At 74.8% G+C, this 19,350-nt stretch carries 14 protein-coding genes; 8 read left to right on the top strand and 6 right to left on the bottom strand.

Going from position 1 to position 19,350, the window contains the following annotated elements; translation table 11 throughout:
* Positions 1-59 precede the first annotated feature (59 nt).
* The 5 genes from ACF1BN_RS14200 to ACF1BN_RS14220 all read right to left on the bottom strand — a co-directional run bounded on the left by ACF1BN_RS14200 (position 60) and on the right by ACF1BN_RS14220 (position 6,862).
* Entirely contained in the window at positions 60-863 is an 804-nt protein-coding gene (locus ACF1BN_RS14200; protein WP_392331873.1) for an ABC transporter substrate-binding protein, read from the bottom strand.
* On the bottom strand, positions 812-1,714 hold the full coding sequence (locus ACF1BN_RS14205; RefSeq protein ID WP_392331874.1) for a metal ABC transporter permease: 903 nt from the start codon (positions 1,712-1,714) through the stop codon (positions 812-814). Before ACF1BN_RS14205 ends, ACF1BN_RS14200 begins: the two co-directional genes overlap by 52 nt.
* A complete protein-coding gene (locus ACF1BN_RS14210) occupies positions 1,711-2,346 on the bottom strand; it encodes a metal ABC transporter ATP-binding protein (protein WP_392331875.1) in 636 nt (211 codons plus the stop codon). The genes ACF1BN_RS14205 and ACF1BN_RS14210 overlap by 4 nt, the downstream gene beginning before the upstream one ends.
* A gap of 550 nt (positions 2,347-2,896) precedes the next feature.
* A complete protein-coding gene (locus ACF1BN_RS14215) occupies positions 2,897-4,906 on the bottom strand; it encodes an ATP-binding protein (RefSeq protein WP_392331876.1) in 2,010 nt (669 codons plus the stop codon).
* Between the two features lie 186 nt (positions 4,907-5,092).
* Positions 5,093-6,862, bottom strand: coding sequence for an ABC transporter ATP-binding protein (locus ACF1BN_RS14220; RefSeq protein ID WP_392331877.1), 1,770 nt, complete (start codon positions 6,860-6,862; stop codon positions 5,093-5,095).
* A gap of 556 nt (positions 6,863-7,418) precedes the next feature.
* Between ACF1BN_RS14220 and cseB the strand changes: the two genes are divergently transcribed.
* The 8 genes from cseB (at position 7,419) to ACF1BN_RS14260 (ending at position 18,186) form a co-directional block, all read left to right on the top strand.
* Positions 7,419-8,126 (top strand): two-component system response regulator CseB, encoded by a 708-nt coding sequence (gene cseB, locus ACF1BN_RS14225; protein ID WP_392331878.1) that lies wholly within the window; start codon positions 7,419-7,421, stop codon positions 8,124-8,126.
* 14 nt (positions 8,127-8,140) lie between these two features.
* On the top strand, positions 8,141-9,469 hold the full coding sequence (locus ACF1BN_RS14230) for a sensor histidine kinase (protein ID WP_392331879.1): 1,329 nt from the start codon (positions 8,141-8,143) through the stop codon (positions 9,467-9,469).
* Between the two features lie 278 nt (positions 9,470-9,747).
* Entirely contained in the window at positions 9,748-10,698 is a 951-nt protein-coding gene (locus ACF1BN_RS14235) for a D-alanyl-D-alanine carboxypeptidase family protein (RefSeq protein ID WP_392331880.1), read from the top strand.
* 375 nt (positions 10,699-11,073) lie between these two features.
* Positions 11,074-11,973: an endonuclease/exonuclease/phosphatase family protein gene (locus tag ACF1BN_RS14240; protein ID WP_392331923.1), complete on the top strand. Its 900-nt coding sequence runs from the start codon at positions 11,074-11,076 to the stop codon at positions 11,971-11,973.
* 242 nt (positions 11,974-12,215) lie between these two features.
* On the top strand, positions 12,216-13,022 hold the full coding sequence (locus tag ACF1BN_RS14245; RefSeq protein ID WP_392331881.1) for a hypothetical protein: 807 nt from the start codon (positions 12,216-12,218) through the stop codon (positions 13,020-13,022).
* A gap of 537 nt (positions 13,023-13,559) precedes the next feature.
* Positions 13,560-14,111, top strand: a complete 552-nt coding sequence (locus tag ACF1BN_RS14250; RefSeq protein WP_392331882.1) for an FcoT family thioesterase — start codon at positions 13,560-13,562, stop codon at positions 14,109-14,111.
* 87 nt (positions 14,112-14,198) lie between these two features.
* A complete protein-coding gene (locus ACF1BN_RS14255; RefSeq protein ID WP_392331883.1) occupies positions 14,199-15,329 on the top strand; it encodes a substrate-binding domain-containing protein in 1,131 nt (376 codons plus the stop codon).
* Positions 15,330-15,699: 370 nt separating this feature from the next.
* On the top strand, positions 15,700-18,186 hold the full coding sequence (locus ACF1BN_RS14260) for a polysaccharide lyase 8 family protein (RefSeq protein ID WP_392331884.1): 2,487 nt from the start codon (positions 15,700-15,702) through the stop codon (positions 18,184-18,186).
* Between the two features lie 204 nt (positions 18,187-18,390).
* On the opposite strand, the gene ACF1BN_RS14265 is transcribed toward ACF1BN_RS14260, so the two are convergent.
* Positions 18,391-19,218 (bottom strand): winged helix-turn-helix transcriptional regulator, encoded by an 828-nt coding sequence (locus tag ACF1BN_RS14265; protein WP_392331885.1) that lies wholly within the window; start codon positions 19,216-19,218, stop codon positions 18,391-18,393.
* Positions 19,219-19,350 lie beyond the last annotated feature (132 nt).

Below are 19,350 nucleotides of genomic sequence, written 5' to 3' on the forward strand. Positions count from 1 at the left end.
GACACGCGGGAGGGGGAGGGCCGACGCCGTCGGCCCTCCCCCTCCCGCGCGGTCCGGGCTCAGCCCATGGCCTTCTTCCACACGTCCGCCGCGTCGCGGTACACCGCGAGGAGATCGAGGTCCTCGCCCGGGTAGTTGACGATGGTGACCTGCTCGGCGCCCGCGTCGGGCAGCACCGTGCCCGTCGACATGTGGGCGTTGTCGAGGACGAACGCGGGCTTCTTCGCCGCGAGCGAGGCGAGCTGGGCGGGCGTCACCGGCTCGGGACCGTACGTGCCGACCGTCGTGGCGCCCGCGAGGCCGGCCGCCCAGGCGGTGAAGACCTGCGTGACGACCGCCGGGCTCCTCCCGCCCGGCCAGGCGGCCCTGAGCTCGCCGTTGAGCCTCGTGACCTCGCCGTCCAGACGGGTCTTCCACCGGTTCGCGGCGGCCTCCGTCCCGAACAGGCCGCCCAACCGCACCACCTCGGCGCCGGCCTTGGCCGGGTCGTTGTCGAGGTCGACCTCCACCAGCTTCGCCTTCGAGCCGGCCGCCTCCTTGATCTTCGCCGCGTACGGCTCGAACGGCGCGTACAGCACGAAGTCGGCCTTCGCGACGGCGGCCAGGTCCGAGGGCTTCGGGTCGTAGTCGGGCGCGTGGTGCACCGACCGCGGCACGATCACCGTGATGTCCTCGGCCCCGGCGGCCTTCGCGAGCGCGCCCTCCCAGGTGGTCGTCACGACCACCACCGGCCGGTCGCCGGCCGACTCGGTGGTCCCGGAGGAGGCGGCGTCCTCGCCGCCGCACCCCGTGAGCAGGGGCAGGGCCGCACTCAGTGCGACGAGGGGAGCGATGCGGGCGTGGGGGACGCGGATGCGCGCCATGAGCTGGTTCTCCGTTCGGGGATGAGATGCGCGGCGAGGACCACGGTCCCCGCCGTCAGGACGAGGACCGGGCCCGGAGGCCAGTCCAGCCACAGGGCCAGGAGGAATCCCGCCGAGTTGACGACGACACCGATGCCGACCGCCCACACCGTGATGGACCACAGCGAACGGCCGAGGCGGCGGGCCGCCAGGGCCGGCAGCAGCGTCAGGGCGTCGACGAGGAGCGCCCCGGTCAGCTTGATGGCCCCCGCGACCGAGACCGCCACCAGGACGAGCAGCGCGGTGGTGAGGAGGCGTACGGGCACGCCCGAGCACTGGGCGAGCTCCCGGTCGTACAGCAGCAGCGCCACCTCGCGGCGCCGCCACCACAGCAGCGCCGGTACGGCGACGGCGAGCGCCCCGAGCACCACGAGATCGGCGGTGCCGACCGACAGGATCGACCCCCAGAGGAGGGCGAAGGCACCCGAGGCGTTCACACCGGAGACGGCGAGGAGGAGGAGCGCGGCGGCGATGGCCAGGCTCATCAGCAGGCCCATCGCCCCCGAGAGCCCGGCCGGTGTCCGCGCCAGCGGGGCGACGCCCGCCCCCGACAGGGCACAGGCCACCAGGGCGCACACCATCGGATCCAGTCCGGTCAGCAGGCCGACGGCGATGCCGAACAGCGCCACGTGCATCATCGCGAACCGCACCGGCATGATGTCCAGCCCGACGATCACCACCCCGATCACCGGAAGCCCGACGGCCGCGAGGAGCAGCGCCAGCCCGGCCCGCTGGACGGGCACGAGCTGGAGCAGGGCGCCGAGATCGGCGCCCGCGAGCGAGTTGACCGCTGTGTTCACCGCCGTGTTCACCGCACCTCCCGCAACCGGCCGGCCGCCATCTCCAGGACCCGGTCGCACCGGACCGCCAGCGAGCGGTCGTGCGTGACGACCACGAGCGTGACCGGCAGCGCGGTCAGCACATCGGCCGCCTCCTCCTGCCCCTCGAAGTCGAGGGCGGCCGTCGGCTCGTCGGCGAGGAGCACCTGGGCGCCCGCCGCGACACAACCGATCGCCCGCGCCAGATACATCCGCTGCAACTGCCCGCCGGACAAGGTGTCCACGGACCGCGCCACTAGACCGCCCACCCCCAGCCGCTCCGCGGCCGCCGCGGCGTCCACGGACGCCCCGCTGCTCGCGAGCAGTTCGTCGCCGCGCAGCGGGAACCGTCCGGCGGCGGGCTTCTGCGGGATCCAGGCGCACGACCGGCGCCGCCACGCCCACTCGGCGGCGGAGCGGGCGCCCCGCCCGCCGACCTCGATGGTGCCGCTGGTGGGCCGGTGCAGCCCGAGGACCGCGCGCAGCAGCGTCGTCTTCCCCGACCCGTTCGTCCCGGTCAGCGCGACCCGCTCGCCCGCGGCGATCTCCAGATCCACCCCCGCCACGGCTTCGGTCCGGCCGTGCCGGCAGGCGACCCCACGCATGCGTACGTCCAGTCCGCCCATCCCCTGCCTCTCCCCGCCGCCGTGCCGGTGCGGTGGAGAAGTCGTACGGGACGCACGTCGAGTTCCCGCACCGCCCCGACAACCCCCATCTCCGCCGCGCCGCCACCGCTCAGCGCCGCCACCGCTCAGCGCCGCCACCGCTCAGCGGCGGCGCAGCCGGGCGGCGGCGCCCAGGATCGAGCCGCGACCGAGGTGGCGGCGGCCAGGATCGGTTCGATGAGGTCGCTCAGGTGCCGCACCAGCGCGGCCGCGTCACGGATGGCCGCCCCGGCCCGCCCCCCGGCCGTGGGCGGCGTCGCGTGGACGGCGGGGCCGAGTGCGGTGATGCGGCCCGCGGGCAGGGCGCCGGCTCGGTGGCGCGGGTGGAGACGGCGTGGAACCGGTGCGCGACCACGCCGCGCGGGTCGGAACGGGCGACGACCTCAGGATCCCGGAACCGTCCGACCAGCGCCGCCCGCAACGCGCCACCGCGCGACCCGCGCAGCGCGTCGGTCGCCGGGGACGGCCCCGGCGGCAGACCACGAGCACGCGCGGCGCCCGGCAGGCCCTCTCACTCGGCCCCGAGCATCGCTTCCAGCGTCGTGTACGGGTCCGTGAGCGTGGCCAGGGTGAAGACGGTGTCGTACGCGTCGTCGCCGAGCTGCCGGCGCGCCGCGCGCTCGGACCGCTCCCGCACGGGGCCCAGCTCCGGCGTGCCGCGCTGAGGATGCCCCACCATGTCCCAGAACGCCTGCCCCGCCCCGTACGCGGTGGCCGACTCGTCCCCGCGTCCCTGCGCCGCCAGAGCGGCGGCCAGCAGGTCGAGCCCCAGACCGAGCCCGAAGGCGTCGCCGATCGTCCGCTTGTCCCGCAGCATCGCGCGGGCGTGCGCGGCGGCGTCGGCGGACCGCCGCTCGTACAGCGCCATCACCGCCAGCTGGTACTCGGTGTAGGACCGGGTCCAGTGCTCACCCGCGGCGACGGCGTCCCACCGAAGGGCCTCCGCCTCGGCACGGGCCGTCTCCAGAAGACCGGAAGCCGTCAGGGCGAACACCCGCACCAGCCGGCACCGGGCCCGCGCCGCCGCGGAGTCGTGGGGAAGCGCCAGCGCACGGTCCGCCGTGGCCAGCGCGTCCCGGGGACGCCCGCGGAGCAGCAGCACCAGCCCCTGCACATAGGCGGCGTCCACGAGCAGCCGCGCGTCCCCCGCGAGCGCCGCCTCCTCCCTCGCCCGGTCGCCCAGCCGCGCCGCCGACGCGTACTCGCCGCGCAGGCAGCGCACCACACCGAGCGCCCAGCACACCTTCGCCAGGACCTCCGGAGGCCCCGTGACCAGCTGGACGCACTCCTCCAGATAGTGCCCGGCCTCGTGCAGCCGCCCGCAGCACGCCCAGAAGAAGCCGAGCCCTCCGGCCATCGCCGCCGCGCGCGCCGGATCCACCGCCAGCAGGTGTTCGAGGGCGGCGCGGAGATCGCCGAACCCGGCGGCCAGCCGCTCGTACTCCTCGGCCTGCCCTGGCCCCCACCAGGCGGCCTCGGCGGCGACGACGAGATCGTGGAAGTGCCGCGCGTGCCGGTCGGCCGTCGCCCGCGACTCGCCGAGCTCCGCCAGCCACATCCGCCCGTACTCACGGACCGTGTCGAGCATCCGCAGCCGACCGCCGTGGAGGGTGACGACGCTCTTGCGCCGCAGCCCGTCGAGCGCCCGCACCAGCGCGCCCTCGGTCAGCGGCCCGCCGGCACACACCCGCGTGACGTCGTCCACGGTGGCGTCCGAGCGGAACACGGACAGGCGCGCCCAGAGCAACCGCTCCCAGGGGTCGCAGAGTTCGTGGCTCCAGCCGATCGTGGTACGGAGCGCCCGATGACGGGCCGGCCGGACCGCGGCGTCACCGGGTCGCTCCAGCGCGAGCCGGTCGCGCAGCAGCCGGGCCATGACCACCACCGGCCGCTCCGGGAGCTGGGCGGCGGCCAGCTCCAGCGCCAGCGGAATCCCCTCGAGCCGGCGGCACACCTCGGCCGCCGCCACATGCTCGTGCGGACTCTGCCAGCGCACGCCCGCGTCGGCCGCGCGCCGCGCGAAGAGCTCCACCGCGTCGGAGTCCGGCGGGAGCGGATCGAGGGCGAACACCGATTCCCCGGCCGTCCCCAGCGGCTCCCGGCTCGTCGCGAGCACCACGAGCCCCGGGCAGCGCGCGAGGAGCGTCTCCACCAGCGCGGCGCACTCGGGGACCAGATGCTCACAGGAGTCCAGGACCAGCAGCATGCGACGCCCGCCGATCCACGCGGCGAGCGCGTCGGCCGGCTCGCGCGCCGAATGGTCCGACAGACCGCAGGCGTCGGCCACCAGCGCCGTCAGCAGCGCCCCACCGTCCAGCGACCACAGCGGCGCCCAGTGCGCGCTCTCCACGGCCTCCGATGCCGGACCGTCCGCCACCCGGGCCGCGAGCCGGGACTTCCCCACCCCGCCCGCACCCACCACCGTCACCAGCCGGTGCCGCCCCAACCGCCCCACCAGCTCGGCGACTTCCCTCGTACGTCCCACGAACGCCCCGCGCTCCGGCGGCACCCAACTCTGCACACGCCCATTCTGCGCGCACGACCGCAGACGCGTGGCCAGAGCGCCCCAGGACGCCCCCACGGGGTTCGCCTCAGTACCGGTCGGCGGCGAGGAGAGGCCCGTGGTGGCGGCGGGGAACAGGGCGCCGAGCGTCGCCGAAGAAGCCGCGGTGCGGCTGCTTCTCGCCGGCCGGAGGACGGGCGCGGATCACGCCGTCGTCAGGAACTGGGTCGCCGCCAGCTCCCCGTACAGCTCGTCGCCGTCCACCAGCTCCGCGTGCGTGCCCACCGCGCGCACCCGGCCCGCGTCCATGACGACGATCCGGTCCGCCAGCGTCACCGTGGACAGCCGGTGGGCCACGACGAGGACCGTCGTCTCCCGGGCCACCTCCGCCACGACGTCCCGCAGCGCCAGTTCGTTGACCGCGTCCAGCTGCGAGGTCGCCTCGTCGAGCAGCAGCAGCCTCGGTCCGCGCAGCAGCGCCCGCGCGATGGCGACCCGCTGACGCTCGCCGCCCGACAGCTTGGAGCCGCGGTGACCGACCACCGTCTCCAGGCCCTCCGGGAGCCGGTCCACGAGCGCGTCGAGCCGGGCCCGTACGAGCACCCGGCGGATCTCCTCCTCGTCCGCGTCCGGCGCGGCGAACGTGAGGTTCTCGCGCAGGGTGCCGGACAGGACGGGCGCGTCCTGCTCGACGTATCCGATCGACGCCCGCAGCTCGGCGAGCGGCCATTCGCGGACGTCCCGGCCGTCGATCAGGACCCGGCCCCCGGTCGCCTCGTAGAAGCGCTCGATCAGCCCGAACAACGTCGTCTTTCCCGCCCCGGACGGCCCGACGAAGGCCGTCATGCCCCGCCCCGGCACCTCGAAGGACACGCCACGGTGCACGGCCGGGAGGTCGTCCCGGTACCGGAAGGTCACCTCGTCGAAGACCACGGAAGCCGGCCCGCCGCCTCCCGCCGGTACGGCCGGTCCGGCGTCGGTCTCCTCGACCTCCAGCGCCTCGGCCTCCAGGATCCGCGACACCGCCGCCGACCCCACCTGGAACTGCGTCGCCGCCTCCACCAGCTTCGAGATCGGCTCGATCAGGTAGAAGAGGAAGAGCAGGAAGGCGATGAGGGAGGAGATCGAGGTGGCCCCGGACGCGACCCGGGCGCCACCGATGCCGAGGACGGCCAGGAAGGACACCTGTACGGCGAGTCCGATCGAGGAGCCCGCGAGCGACTGCCACTTGGCCGACTTCACGCCGTGCCGCCAGGCGTCCCGCGCCGCCTCGTCCACGACCGCCGTCTCCCGTGCCTCCGCGCCCGACGCCTTGATGGTGCGGAAGGCGCCGAAGGCCCGCTCCAGGACGGTGGAGATCCGGCCGACCGCCTCCTGCGAGCGGCGGGTCGCCGCCGCGATCCGCGGCATGAGCACGGCGACGGCCCCGCCGATGAGCACGATGACGCCGACCGTCACGCCCAGCAGCACGGGGTCCATGAACCCCATGAGCACCAGCGTCGCCACGAACGAGAGCCCGCCGGTCGCCGCCGACACGACGGACTGCGTGGTGACCGCCCGCAGCAGGGTGGTGTCGGAGGTGATGCGCGACATCAGATCACCCGGCTGCGTCTTCTCGACCTCCGGCAGCCGCAGCCGCAGCAGCCTCCCGATCAGCGAGCGCCGGGCCGCGAGGACCACCGACTCGGCGGTCCGCTCCAGGATGTACGAGCCGAGCGCCTCGACGGCCGTGCCGAAGACGACGAGCGCCGTCAGGACCAGCAGGATCGAGGCGATCGGCTCGTCGTGACCGAGCCGGTCCACCAGCGCCTTCGCGGCGAGCGGCTGGGCGAGCCCGCTCGCCGCGCCGATGAGGGCGAGCACCGCCCCGCACGCGACGGCGGCCCGGTGCGGCCGGAAATGGGTGTAGAGGGCCTGCCAGACCTGGCGGGTGGAGACGCCGGAGGCGGGAGGGGTGTCGAGAGCGGTGGTCACACAGGTCAGGACGCGAAAGCGCCGTCCGCACCTGACACCCGCACCCCGGAATCCACCCGGAAGTCCACGGTCCGGCGGCACGTACCCCGGAGGTCCGGGGCCGGGCGACACCGCCCGGCCCCCGAGGCCGACACCGCCCGCCCCTGCTGCCGACACCGCCCGGCCCCCGTGGCCGACACCGCCCGCCCCGCTGCCTGCCTCGGCGGCGGCAGACCGCGCTGGTGGTCGCTGGGGACGAAGCCGCGCGCCGCGCGGAAGCCCCGGGTAGAGCCTGAAGCCGCCCCGCCACCGCCGCCGCGCCCCGCCACCGCCGCCGCGCCCCGCCGCCGCCGCGCCCCGCCCGGCCACGGGACACCGCACCGGCCACGGCCGCCGAGACGCCCCCCGCCGACCAAGCCCACCCACCCGGTGTTTCACCCGGCCTACGGCATTACGCCCTCCGCCCGCCGCCGGGCGTGACCTCGCAGGTCCGCGTCGTGCGGCCGCCGGAGGGCGCCTCGGCGCCGTGGGGCATGATGGAGGATCCACCGCCCCCGCCCCCCTGGATGTACACGTCATGTCTGAGCCGGTTCCTGTGACGATTCTGCTCGTCGAGGACGACGAGGTGATCCGCAGGTCCGTCGCGATGGCGCTGGAGCGTTACGGATACCGGGTGACCGCCGCCGGCGACGGGCTCACCGGGCTCGAACTGTTCCGGGACGGGCGGCACGACCTGCTCCTGCTCGACGTGATGCTGCCCGCCCTGGACGGCATCGGGCTCTGCCGGCGGATCAGGGAGTCCAGTTCGGCGCCGATCCTCATGATGTCCGCGCGCGGCGACTCCCTCGACGTGGTCTCCGGCCTGGAGGCCGGCGCCGACGACTACGTCGTCAAGCCGGTGGACACCGCTGTCCTGGTGGCGCGGATCCGCTCCCTGCTCCGCCGGGCCGCTTTCGTGCCCCCGGGCGCCGGGCCGACCGACCCTCCGGAGGAGGTGACCGGACCTCTCGTCTTCGGTGACCTGAGCCTCGACCCGGCCGCCCTGGAGGTACGCAGGGCCGGCGAGGTGATCGCGCTGGCCCCGACCGAACTGCGGCTGCTGCTGGAGTTCTCCGCCCACCCCGGGATCGTGCTGGACCGCCAGACCCTGCTCCGCAACGTCTGGGACTACGGCTGGGACGGCGACACCCGCGTCGTCGACCTGTGCGTGCAGCGCCTGCGCAAGAAGATCGGAGCCGATCGCATCGAGACGGTCCGGGGCTTCGGCTACAAGCTGCGACGCTGAGAGCGGGCCTCCGGATGTCTCTCGTACGCGCGCTGCTCAACCCCCGTTCGCTGCGCTGGAAGATCGTTCTGCTGATGGCTCTCGCCTGCGCGGCCATGGCCCTGACCGTCGGCGTACTCGTCCACGAGTCGACCTTGAACCGCTCCATGCACGAAGGTGCGGGAAAGGCGGTGGCCGCCCTCGACCAGGCCCTGAGCGAGGCCCGGGAGTCCGGCGGGCAAGCACCCGCGGCCACCCCCGGCGAACTCCCCGCCGCCCTGCTCAGCCAGGTCGAGCGCGAGGGCAGCGGCACCCTGTACGTGAACCGGCCCCCGGCACCGTCCTTCTGGGCCGCCCGGCAGGAGGGCGGGCGGCTCTACGCGATCGAGGTCGACATGACCGCCGACCTGCTCACCCGGCAGGCGCTGGACCGGCACATGTGGAAGTACTCCCTGCTCACCCTGGGCATCGTCGTCCCCGTCACCGCGCTCGCCACCGAACTGCCCGCGCGCCGGCTCCGCCGTGTGGCCCGCACGGCGCGCCGCATCACGGCGGGCGACCTCGACGCCCGCACGGGGACCGCCGGGCACGCCGGCGACACGACGCGGACGCGGCGCGGGGACCGGAACGCGGACGGTGACGGGCCCACGGACCGGCGGTCGTACGGCGGCGGCGACGAGATCGGGGAGATCGCGGCCGTCGTCGACTCCATGGCGGACAGCCTGCAACACCGCATCGCGGGGGAGCAGCGCTTCACCGCCGACGTCGCGCACGAACTCCGCACACCGCTCATGGGTCTGGTCACGTCGGCCGGTCTGCTGCCCGAGGGCGAGGCCACCGACATGGTCAGGGACCGGGTCGGGGTCCTGCGCGACCTGGTCGAGGACCTGCTGGAGATCTCCCGTCTCGACGCCGGAGCCGAGGAGCCGCAGTGGCGTCCGGTGGCCCTGGCGGAGCTCGTACGGGAATCGGTGGCGAGGATCGGACTCGACGCGCGGGTGACCGCCGACGAGGCGGCGGAGGCCCGGACGGACCCGCGGCGCCTGGACCGGATCGTCGCCAACCTCGTCGTCAACGCCCACCGCCACGGCGCCGGACCCGTCGAGGTCGCGGTCGCCGCCGGGACGATCACGGTACGGGACCACGGCCCAGGCTTCCCCGAGGACCTCCTCGCCCACGGTCCCCAGCGCTTCCGGACGGGCGCGGACGAGCGGGGGCGCGGCCACGGCCTGGGCCTCACCATCGCGTCGGGGCAGGCCAAGGTGATCGGCGCGGTACTGGAACTGGCCAACCACGGCGAGGACGGGGGCGCGGTGGCGACACTGCGCCTGCCGGACGAGGGGCCCGGCACGCCCGGACTGTGACGGGTGCGGAGGCGGGAGGTGAGCCTCCCGCATCTGTCCGTCCCCCAAGGGCTCTCTCCTGAGGGCCGTCCCCTGGAGCCGCCTCCCGCGGGCCGACTTCCCATGGGCCGTCTCCCCGCCACGGGCCGTCGCTCGCGGGCTCGCGCCGCAGCGGCGTTGATACATGATCGATGGGTTGCCGAGCCTTGACGGAGCCTTCGTCTCCGCCGTCCGGACACGCCGCTCCCGCAGCCTTGCCGGCGTACCGGTCCCGCACGGCAGCATCCGGAGGTCGCCCCATGTCCCTTTCCCCCGCCCATCGCCACCGCGTCGCGGGCGGCGCGCTGGCCCTGGTCCTCGTGACGGCCCTGGGCGTGGCCGTCTCCGGTTCCGCGACGGAGGACCGCCCCGCGCCGGCCATCGCGCCCGGGGCCGTGTCCGTCGACGGCGGAGCGGTCCCGTGGCCGGAGGACGGGCAGACCGCCGTCGCACTGGAGGGCTCGGGTCCGGTCGGCACGCGGGGCGACGGCCGCCCCGTCCCCCTCGCGAGCCTCACCAAGGTGATGACCGCCCACGTCATCCTCCAGGAACACCCTTTGCGGCCAGGGGAGTCGGGCCCTCTGATCGAGGTGGACCGGCAGGCCGCGCACGAGGCGGGCGTCGGCGGCGAGTCGACGGTGCCGCTCCAGGCCGGTCGCCGCTACTCCCAACGCCAGCTCCTCGAACTGCTGTTGATCCCCTCCGGGAACAACGTCGCCCGCCTGCTGGCCCGCTGGGACTCCGGGAGCCAGGAGGCCTTCGTGGCGAAGATGCGGAGCGCCGCCGCCCGACTGGGCATGGGCCGGACCACGTACACCGGCGCGAGCGGCATCGAACCGACCACCACCAGCACCGCGACCGACCAGCTCGTCCTGGCCCGGGAGGCGATGCGGCACCCCGTCTTCCGCGACATCGTGGCGACCCGTGCCGTCACCGTCCCCGGGGTCGGCACGATCACCAACACCAACCCCCTGCTGGACGTCCCGGGCGTCGTCGGCATCAAGACGGGCTCCAGCACACCGGCCGGCGGCAACCTCCTGTGGGCCTGCGAGGTCCGTGTCGCCGGCACCTCGCGCCTGCTCGTCGGCGCCGTCCTCCACCAGCGGGCGAACACCACTCCCGCCGAGGGCATCCACGCGGCCGTCGACAGCAGCCGCCGTCTGATCACCGGGCTCCGCGACCAGCTGTCGCAGGCGCGGACGGAGGGCTGAACCGCGATGACGACGCACCGACACGGCCCCACCGCCCCGGACCCGGCGGCAACCGCAACCATGGCGGATCCCGCGACCCGACCAGCTCCGGAACCCAGCCCGGCACCCAGCCCGGAAACCGCCCCGGGACCCGCTCCGGACCCTGACCGCGAACCCGCCCCGGGGCCCGCTCAGGATCCTGACCGCGAACCCGCCTCGGACCCCGTTCTGGATCCTGACCGCGAACCCGCCCTGGAATCCGCCCAGGAGTCCGACGGGCATCCCACCGCCCTCCGCGCCCCCGTACCCGTAGCCGTACCCGTCCCTCCTCCCGCCCCACCGCGCCCGGACAGCCCGCCCCATCGCCCCCGGCCGAGGCACGCACGGCACCGAGGCCTGATCGTCGCCCTCTGCTGCGCCGTTCACGCTCTGGCCCTCGTCGGACACAGCGCACTCCCCGCTCTCCCCGGCCACCTCAGCAGTCTGGCGGAGACCCTGCTGCCCTGGTCGGTCCTGGCCGTCCCCGTGCTCGCCGCCGCGGCGCTGCTGCGTCGCTCGCGGACGGCGACGACCGCGTTGGTCCTGCCGGTGGTCGCCTGGGCGGTCCTCTTCGGCGGGACCCTCGCCGACAAGTCCTCCGCAGGCGGGGACCTCACCCTGGTCAGCCACAACGTCAACCAGGACAACCCCGATCCGCGGGCTACCGTGCGGACACTGCTCGCGTCCGGCGCGGACGTCGTCGCGCTCCAGGAGTTGAGCCCGGAGACCGCGCCCGCCTACGAGGAGGCCCTGGCCGACGCGTATCCGCACCACTTCCAGCAGGGCACGGTCGGCCTGTGGAGCACCCGCCCCCTGCGCGATGCCCGCGCCGTCCCGATCATGCCGTGGACCCGTGCCATGCGCGCCACGGTCGAGACCGACCAAGGGCCGCTCGCGATCCATGTCGTCCACCTGCCGTCCGTCCGCGTCGGCCCCTCCGGTTTCACCGCCGGCGCCCGTAACGACGTCATCGGCGTGCTGGCAGGTGTCCTCCGGGCCGAAGGCTCCCCGCGTGTCGTCGTCCTGGGCGACTTCAACGGCTCGACCGACGACCGTGCCTTCCGCCCCCTCACCACCGGTATGACCTCGGCCCAGTCCACGGCGGGCGCGGGCTTCGGGTTCACCTGGCCGGCCGGCTTCCCGGTCGTACGGATCGACCAGATCCTCCTGAAAGGGGTACGGGCCACCGCTGCCTGGACCCTCCCCGCGACCCCCAGCGACCACCTGCCCGTCGCGGCCCGCGTCAGCCTGGGCTGACGACAGCGCGGGCCGGCCCCTTCCACGAGGGCACGTGCCGGCCGGGCTCGGTCGACTGACACGATGACGGCATGGTCATCGGCGAGTCCCCCTTCCTTCCTGATCCCGCAGGCGCGGATACGGCAGCAACCGCAGGCGCGGATACGGCAGCAGGCGCGTCCGCGTCCTCGGCCCCGCCCCCCGCAGCCGTACGCGCACGGTCCCTGTACGACCGCCCCGAGGCCCACCTGGACGCGCCCGCCGTGCTCGTCGCCCCCTACGCGCCGGGGCTCGGGCGGGCCGGCCGGCGGGAGGCGCTGCGGCCGGTGTACGAGGAGTTGGTCGCGGAGCTGGGGGAACCCACGCTGTACGGCGGATCGGCCGCAGGGCCCAGCGCGCGGTGGCACACCGGGGCGCACGTGGTGCTGCTGGCAGGCGGTCCGCGGGGTGCCACGCTCTCGGTGCACACGGCGTCGGACCTGCACGGACGCGAGTACTCCACCGTCGAGTCGGGCTCGGTCGGCTGGCGTCCGGAGGATCCGCACGGATTCGACGCGCTGCCCTACCTCTGGCTCCTGCACCGGGGGCCGGAGCGCGACTGGCCGGCCTTCCGCTGGGACGGTCACCACACGGCCGCGTCCTGGGAGCACCTGGAGGCCTCGCTCGCACTGCTCCTGGACTCGTGGATGGAGCAGTTGCCGCTTCAGGCGCCTGGCGAGTGGGCGTCCTTCGTCGTGGGGTGCGCGCGGGACTGGCCGCGGCAGCTGCGGGTGGCGTACAGCCAGGACCCCGGGCGGCTCTCGCTGATGGTGGACCACCGGACGACGGCCGAGGAACCGGGCCTGGAGGAGGCCATGCGCGAGCGTGGCTGGCAGGTGTGCGACGGCGGTTGGTGGCGCGCGGAGTTCGCGGACGAGGACCCCTCGGCCGCGCGGTCGGCGGCCCGGCTGATGGTCGCCGACGTCCGCGCCCGCGGCTCGGTCTGCCCGGACGAGCTGGTCGCCTGGGAGCTGACCGTCAACGACCGCGGCCGGCTCTGGCTGCCGGGCATCGGCATGCCGGTGAACTGAACCTGGACGAGGTGCTCAGCCTCAGGACCGGCGCGGGAACGGCCACCGCGCCCGCCCCGGCGCCACGGCGCCCGGGTGGAGGGCGGAGGCGCGCGGTGAGCCGCGCACACGAAGCGGTCCGGGGGCGCGGTGGGCCGTCGCCCCGCGACTGTCCAGGCGCGTGGTGAGCGCCGCCCCCCGCGACCCTCCGGGGGCGCGGTGAGCGGTCGCCCCGCGACCGTCCGGGCGCGTGGTGAGCGCCGACCCCCGCGACCCTCCGGGGGCGCGGTGAGCGGCCGACCCGCGACAGTCCCGGTCGCGGTGAGTCGTCGACCCGCGACGGTCCGGGTCCCGGTCGGCGGGCCGGCCCCGCAGTGGGGGGGGAGCACGAGGAGCGGCGTGGCGGCGGCACGGCGTTCGGCGTGCTTGCGGGGCGCCCGAGGCGGGGGATCCGTCGAGCCGGGCCGACGGATCTTCCAGGAACTCCCGGAGCTCCGGCATGTCGCCCGGCCCCGGGTGTTCCGGGGGCACCACGATGAGCCCGTGATGATCACTGGCATGCCGGACCCTGGCACCTTCCGCCCGTCCGCACCCGGTTCCGACACGGACGACGGACTCCTCCTGGAGCGCGTACTCACACCGTACAAACCGCACTGCCGCTACCTCAGGCGCGCCTCGTTGCACCCGGGCGGAGCCGACGGCCGACCGCTCACCGGCAGCGGGGTGTTCACCATCCCCGAGCCCTGCTACATCGACGACACCGGCCACTTCAACGCGGTGGAGTTCAACATCTGCTACAACCAGCTCGCCTACTACACACTCGCCGCGATGATCCGGGACCGGGTGCACGGCCCGTTCAGCGAGTGGACGATGAACGACTACTGGGTACGGCAGTTGCCCCACATCCTCATCCTCGACATGCACAGCCGCTTTCAGCGCGCGATGCGGAGCGACGACTTCCGGGGCGAGGTCGAACTCGTCAGCGCGCGGGAGCAGTCGGGGCGGAGCGGGCCCCTCGTCCTGGTCGACACCCTGTGCCGGTTCCGGGACGAGCACGGCGGACGGTGCGAGGGGAAGGTACGGGTCGCGGTGACGAACCCGCCGGCCTGATCCGCCGGGGTCCGTGCGCGTCCGGATCGCCCCTCCGGCGTTAGGCTGCGCCCGCGGCCAACCGACCGGAGCGAGGAGGCGGGCGCGTTGCGCGAGAGCGTGGAGCAGCGGCACGGCCGGATCCTGCGGCTCGTCCGGGAGCGGGAGAGCCTGCGCGTCAGCGAACTCGCGGCCGGTCTCGGCGTCTCCGTGGAGACCGCCCGGCGCGACGTGGCCGCGCTGGCCGCCGTCGGGCGCGTGCGGCGGCTGCACGGCACCGTCACCTGGCCGACCGCCCCGCTCAACGCCCGTGACGCCCGCCTCGCCCGCCGTACCCCTTCCGGCGCGCCGAGCGGCATGGTGCTGGGCATGGTCGTGCCCGTCTCCGACTACTACTTCCGGTCGGTCATCCAGGGAGCCCGCCGTGCCGCCGCCGACGCGGGGGTCCGCCTGCTCGTCGGCGTCACCGACTACACCTCGGCACGGGACCTCCAGCATGTCGCCACGCTGCTCGACGCCGGTGTCGACGGCCTGCTGCTCGCTCCGAGCTGGGCGCTCGACGGCCCCGACGAGGCGGAGGCGGCGCCCTTCGCGGAGCCTCCGGTCCCCGCCGTGCTCGTCGAGCGGCGGATCCCCCTCGGCGTGCCCGGCTCGCACCTGGACCGGGTGGTGTCGGACCACGCGGGCGGAGCGGCGCTCGCCGTGCGGCACCTGGCGCGGCTCGGGCATCGGCGCGTCGCGCTGCTGGCCCGGCACACCCACACGCGGGCCGCGGTGCGGGAGGGCTATCGGTCGGCGGTCCGCGCGCTCGGCCTTCCCGACGACGACCTCTCACCGGCCCCGTACGGACCCGGGGGCCGCCGCGGCGACATCGGCGGGGACCGCCTGCTCGAACTCGTCGCACGCGGGGAGGTCCGCGCCGGACTCGTCCACACCGACATCGACGCGGTCGACCTCCTGCACCGGCTCCACGCCCACGGCGTGCGCGTGCCGGAGGACTTCGCGCTCGTGTGCCACAACGACGAGCTGGCCGCGCTCGCGGACGTGCCGCTGACCTCCGTGAGCCCGGCGACCTTCGCCGTCGGCGAGGCGGCGGTCCGGCTGCTGGTACGCCGGCTGGAGGACCCCGACGCCGCGCACTCCGCGGTCGAGTGGCTGCCGCGCCTGGTGATCCGGGACTCCTGCGGGGCCGGGCGACCGCCCGCAGGGCCCGCCCTGGACGCGGGGCGTCGGGGGTAGGGGCCGGTCCGGGCTCGGCGCAAGGGTCCGCTCCGGTCGCGTGCCCTTCGACTGACCGAATACTGCCCGAGTCGCCGCCGTCCCTTGACGGGGAGAAAGCGCTTGCCGAGGCTGCCGTGCAGGCACCGAACACCGCGTGCCAAGCACCAAGTGCCAAGCCCCGAGCCCCGAGCAACAGGCACGGAGCCCCGAGCAACAAGCACTGAGCCCCGAGCAACAAGCACTGAGCACCGAGCAACAAGCACTGAGCACTGAGCACTGAGCACCGAGCCCCGAGCAACAAGCTCCGAGCGACGAGCACCAGGCACCAGGCACCAAGCGCTACGCCCCGTCTCCACGTCCCCCCGCCCCCCGCAAAGGCTGGTCCGACATGTCCTCCTCATTCTTGCGCCGCCGCTCCCTTCTCCACGTGACCGGCGGTACCGCGCTGAGCCTCGGTCTCGGCGCCCACGCAGGTGTCGCCGGAGCGACACCGGTCACCGCGACAGTCACCACCACGGCCACCACCGAGCCCACCTCCACGGCCGCCGCCCCCCAGCACTTCGCCGCCCTGCGCGCCCGATGGCGCGAACTCCTCCTCGGCACCGGCTTCAGCCCCACCGCCGAGCCCTTCAGGAGCCTGCTCGCCGACCTCGGCAGGACCGCCCGGGCGCATCTGGACACCATGGCCCCGACCGACGGATCGCTGTGGCCGGACGCGGTCTGGCGGGACCCGGAGCCGGACACGGACGCGGAGTCGTACGCCTTCTCGGCCAAGATGAACGAGAGCTACAACCGGATCGGCACGCTCGCCCAGGCCTGGGCGCAGCCCGGCACCGGCCTGACCGGGGACCCCGCCGTGCTGCGCGCGGTCCTCGACGGCCTCGACCACCTCCACGCCCGGATCTACCACGAGACGACCGTCCGCCACGGCAACTGGTGGAACTGGCAGATAGGCGCCCCGCAGGCGCTGATGGACACCTGCGTACTCGTCCACGAGCACCTGACGGCGGAGCGGATCGCCGCCTACTGCCGGGCCGTCGACCACTTCGTACCCGACTCGGTCTTCGACGCGTACACCGGCACCTCCACCGGGGCCAACCGCGTCGATCTGTGCCGCAGTGTGATCCTGCGCTCGATCGTGGGCGAGGACGGCGACCGGATCGCCCGCGCGGTCGCGGCGCTCGACCCCGTGTTCCCGTACGTGACCGGTGGGGACGGGTTCTACGCCGACGGCTCGTTCATCCAGCACCGCAACGTGCCCTACATCGGCGGGTACGGCTCCGTCCTCCACGACGGCGTCGGACGGCTCATGGCCCTGCTGCGCTCCTCGCCGTGGCCGGTGGCCTCCCCGGACGCGCAGCTGTTCCTGGACACGGTCGACAACGCCATCGCGCCGTTCGTCCACAACGGGCTGATCATGGACAACGTGTCCTCCCGCGGCATCAGCCGCGCCGGCACCTCCGACCACACGAGGGCGCACGCGCTGCTCGCCACGATCGTGCTCGTCGGGCAGGGTGCGAGCGAGGCGGAGAACGCCCGCTGGCGCGCCATGGTCAAGGGCTGGATGCGGCGCGACCCTTACGCCCCGCCCCTGAGCAACCCGAAGCTGAGTCTGGCGCGCGCCGCCCTGCTGCGGTCCCTGCTGGACGACACCTCGGTCACGCCGGCTCCCGAGCCCGTCCAGCACCGGCTCTTCCACCACATGGACCGGGCCACCCATCGCCGTCGCGGATGGTGCGCCTCGGTCTCCATGGCATCGAACCGCATCGCCCACTACGAGTTCGGCAACGGCGAGCACGCGCGCGGCTACCACACCGGCGCCAGCTGGCTGTCCTGGTGGGGCGACGACTTCGGCCTGGAGCAGTATTCGGACGCGTACTGGCCGACGGTCGACCCCTACCGGCTCCCCGGCATCACCGCCTCACGCAAGCCGCTCGCCGACGGCGAGGGCGGCAACTGGGGCCAGTCCATGCCGGACGCGGCCTGGGTGGGCGGCACGACCGACGGTGAGTTCGGTGCCACCGGTCAGCACCTCGTGGGCCTGTCCTCCACGATGAACGCGAGGAAGTCGTGGTTCTGGCTGGACGACTCCGTCGTCTGCCTGGGCGCAGGCATCTCCTCCACCGACGGCCACGCCGTGGAGACCACCGTGGACAACCGGGCCCTCGGCGCGTCGGAGGTTCCGGCCCTCACCGTCGACGGCCGCACGCAGCCCGACGGGCAGGGCGTGCGGCGGACCTTCGAGAACGCCGGCTGGGCGCACATCGCGGGCCACGCCGGCTATGTCTTCCCCCGAGGCCTGAGGCTTGGCACCGTACGCGAGGAACGCACCGGATCCTGGCGGGACATCAACACCGGCGGTCCCGCCGACCCGCTGACCCGCCGCTACCTCACCCTCTTCACCGACCACGGCACCGACCCGACGGACGGGGACTACGCGTACGTGCTGATGCCCGGCGCGAGTCTCCGTACGACGGCCCGGCGCGCCGCCGACAGGGGCCGGTGGCGCATCCTCGCCAACACCGGCTCGCAGCAGGGCGTGCACGTGCCCCACCTCGGCCTCACCGCGGTCAACTTCTGGACCGCCGGCACCGTCGGCGGCACCGGCCGGGGAGCCGTCGGACGGCTCTCCGCCGACGCGCCCGCGTCCGTCCTCGTCCGCGAGCACCGTGACGGCACGGCCACGATCGTGGTCTCCGACCCGGCCCGCCGGGCGGCCTCCCTGCGGATCACCTGGAACAGGCGGGTGTCGTCCGTGGTCTCGAAGCCGCCCACGGTGACCGCCGCGACCACCGGGCCCGCGCTGGGGCTCACCTTCAGCGGCCTGGACCGGGCCGCGGGGGCACCGCAGCGGGTCCGGGTCCGGCTCGGCTGAGGGAACGGACCCGCGGAGGAGCCGTCCCCCTCGGCGCTCATCGGGAGTCCCGCGGCCGGTCCGGCGCCGGTGAGCACGTCGCCGTCGCCCGGCCGTCCCGTCGCCCGGCCCGCCCGGCCGTCCCGTCGCCCGGCCCGCCCCTCCGTCCCGTCGCCCTGCCGTCCCGCCGCCCGCCGTCCCGTCGCCCGGCCGCCCCGCCGTCTCTCAGTCCCCGTCCGCCAGGCGTCGGACCTGCGCCAGTGCCTCGGCCACCGCGGCCGGGATGTCCGCCACCGGGAAGCGCGCGTGCCGCACCACGCGGTCGCGGTCCACCACGAGCACGGCCCGCTTCAGCCGCAGCAGCTGCCCGGCCCGGAAGGTGGGCAGGCGCAGGGCGGCGGCGAGGTGCAGGTCGACGTCCGAGAGGAGGGTGAAGGGCAGACCCTCCGAGACCGCGAACACCCGCTGTTCGTCCGTGCGTTGGGTGCTCACGCCGTGCACCTCCGCGCCCGCCGCGCGGAAGTCTTCGTACGCCTCGCCGAAGAGCCGGTTCTCCAGCGTGCAGCCGATCGTGCCGGGGATATCCGACCAGTTGTCCGGCAAGGGGCTGGGCGCCCCGGTCGCCGGGTAGCAGAACAGCACGGTCGCCGCCCCGGCGGCCACCGGGTCCACGGGCGTGCCGTCCCGGTGGCCGGGCAGGGTCAGGTGGGGCAGTCGCTCGCCGGCCAGGGCCGCGACGCGCCGCGCCTCCGCGCTCCCCTCGTCGGCGGTGCCGGTGAGCGATCCGTCGCCGAAGACCCAGCGGTCGGCCCAGTCCTGCATCGACAGCAGCACCGGCAGCAGGCCCCGGCCGCGCTCCGTGAGCCGGTACTCGTGCCGCACCGGCCTGTCCTGGTACGGGACCTTCTCCAGGACGCCCGTCTCCACCAGATGGGTCAGACGTTCGGTGAGCACCTTGCGGGAGATGCCCAGCTCCTCCTGGAGCGCGTCGAAGCGGTGGCGCCCCCGGGCGGTCTCCCGGATCAGCAGCAGGCTCCACCAGTCGCCCACCACGGACGCGGGCGGGGCGCGGGCCCCCGCCCCGGCCCCCGCCCCCCCCCCCCCCACAACCACCACCCGACACCAGCCCGCCCCCCCCCCCGCGCCGGGGGGCCCACATTCGCCCAACCCCGGGGTGGGGGGATA

Origin of the sequence: Streptomyces sp. NPDC014861 (genome assembly GCF_043081625.1) — a bacterium.
GTDB lineage: Bacteria > Actinomycetota > Actinomycetes > Streptomycetales > Streptomycetaceae > Streptomyces.

Excerpts from the sequence above, each read along its gene's own strand:
- ACF1BN_RS14200 (WP_392331873.1), bottom strand. The coding sequence starts at position 863 with ATGGCGCGCATCCGCGTCCCCCACGCCCGCATCGCTCCCCTCGTCGCA.
- ACF1BN_RS14210 (WP_392331875.1), bottom strand. The coding sequence starts at position 2,346 with ATGGGCGGACTGGACGTACGCATGCGTGGGGTCGCCTGCCGGCACGGC.
- cseB (WP_392331878.1), top strand. The coding sequence starts at position 7,419 with ATGTCTGAGCCGGTTCCTGTGACGATTCTGCTCGTCGAGGACGACGAG.
- ACF1BN_RS14230 (WP_392331879.1), top strand. The coding sequence starts at position 8,141 with ATGTCTCTCGTACGCGCGCTGCTCAACCCCCGTTCGCTGCGCTGGAAG.
- ACF1BN_RS14235 (WP_392331880.1), top strand. The coding sequence starts at position 9,748 with ATGTCCCTTTCCCCCGCCCATCGCCACCGCGTCGCGGGCGGCGCGCTG.
- ACF1BN_RS14250 (WP_392331882.1), top strand. The coding sequence starts at position 13,560 with ATGCCGGACCCTGGCACCTTCCGCCCGTCCGCACCCGGTTCCGACACG.
- ACF1BN_RS14260 (WP_392331884.1), top strand. The coding sequence starts at position 15,700 with ATGTCCTCCTCATTCTTGCGCCGCCGCTCCCTTCTCCACGTGACCGGC.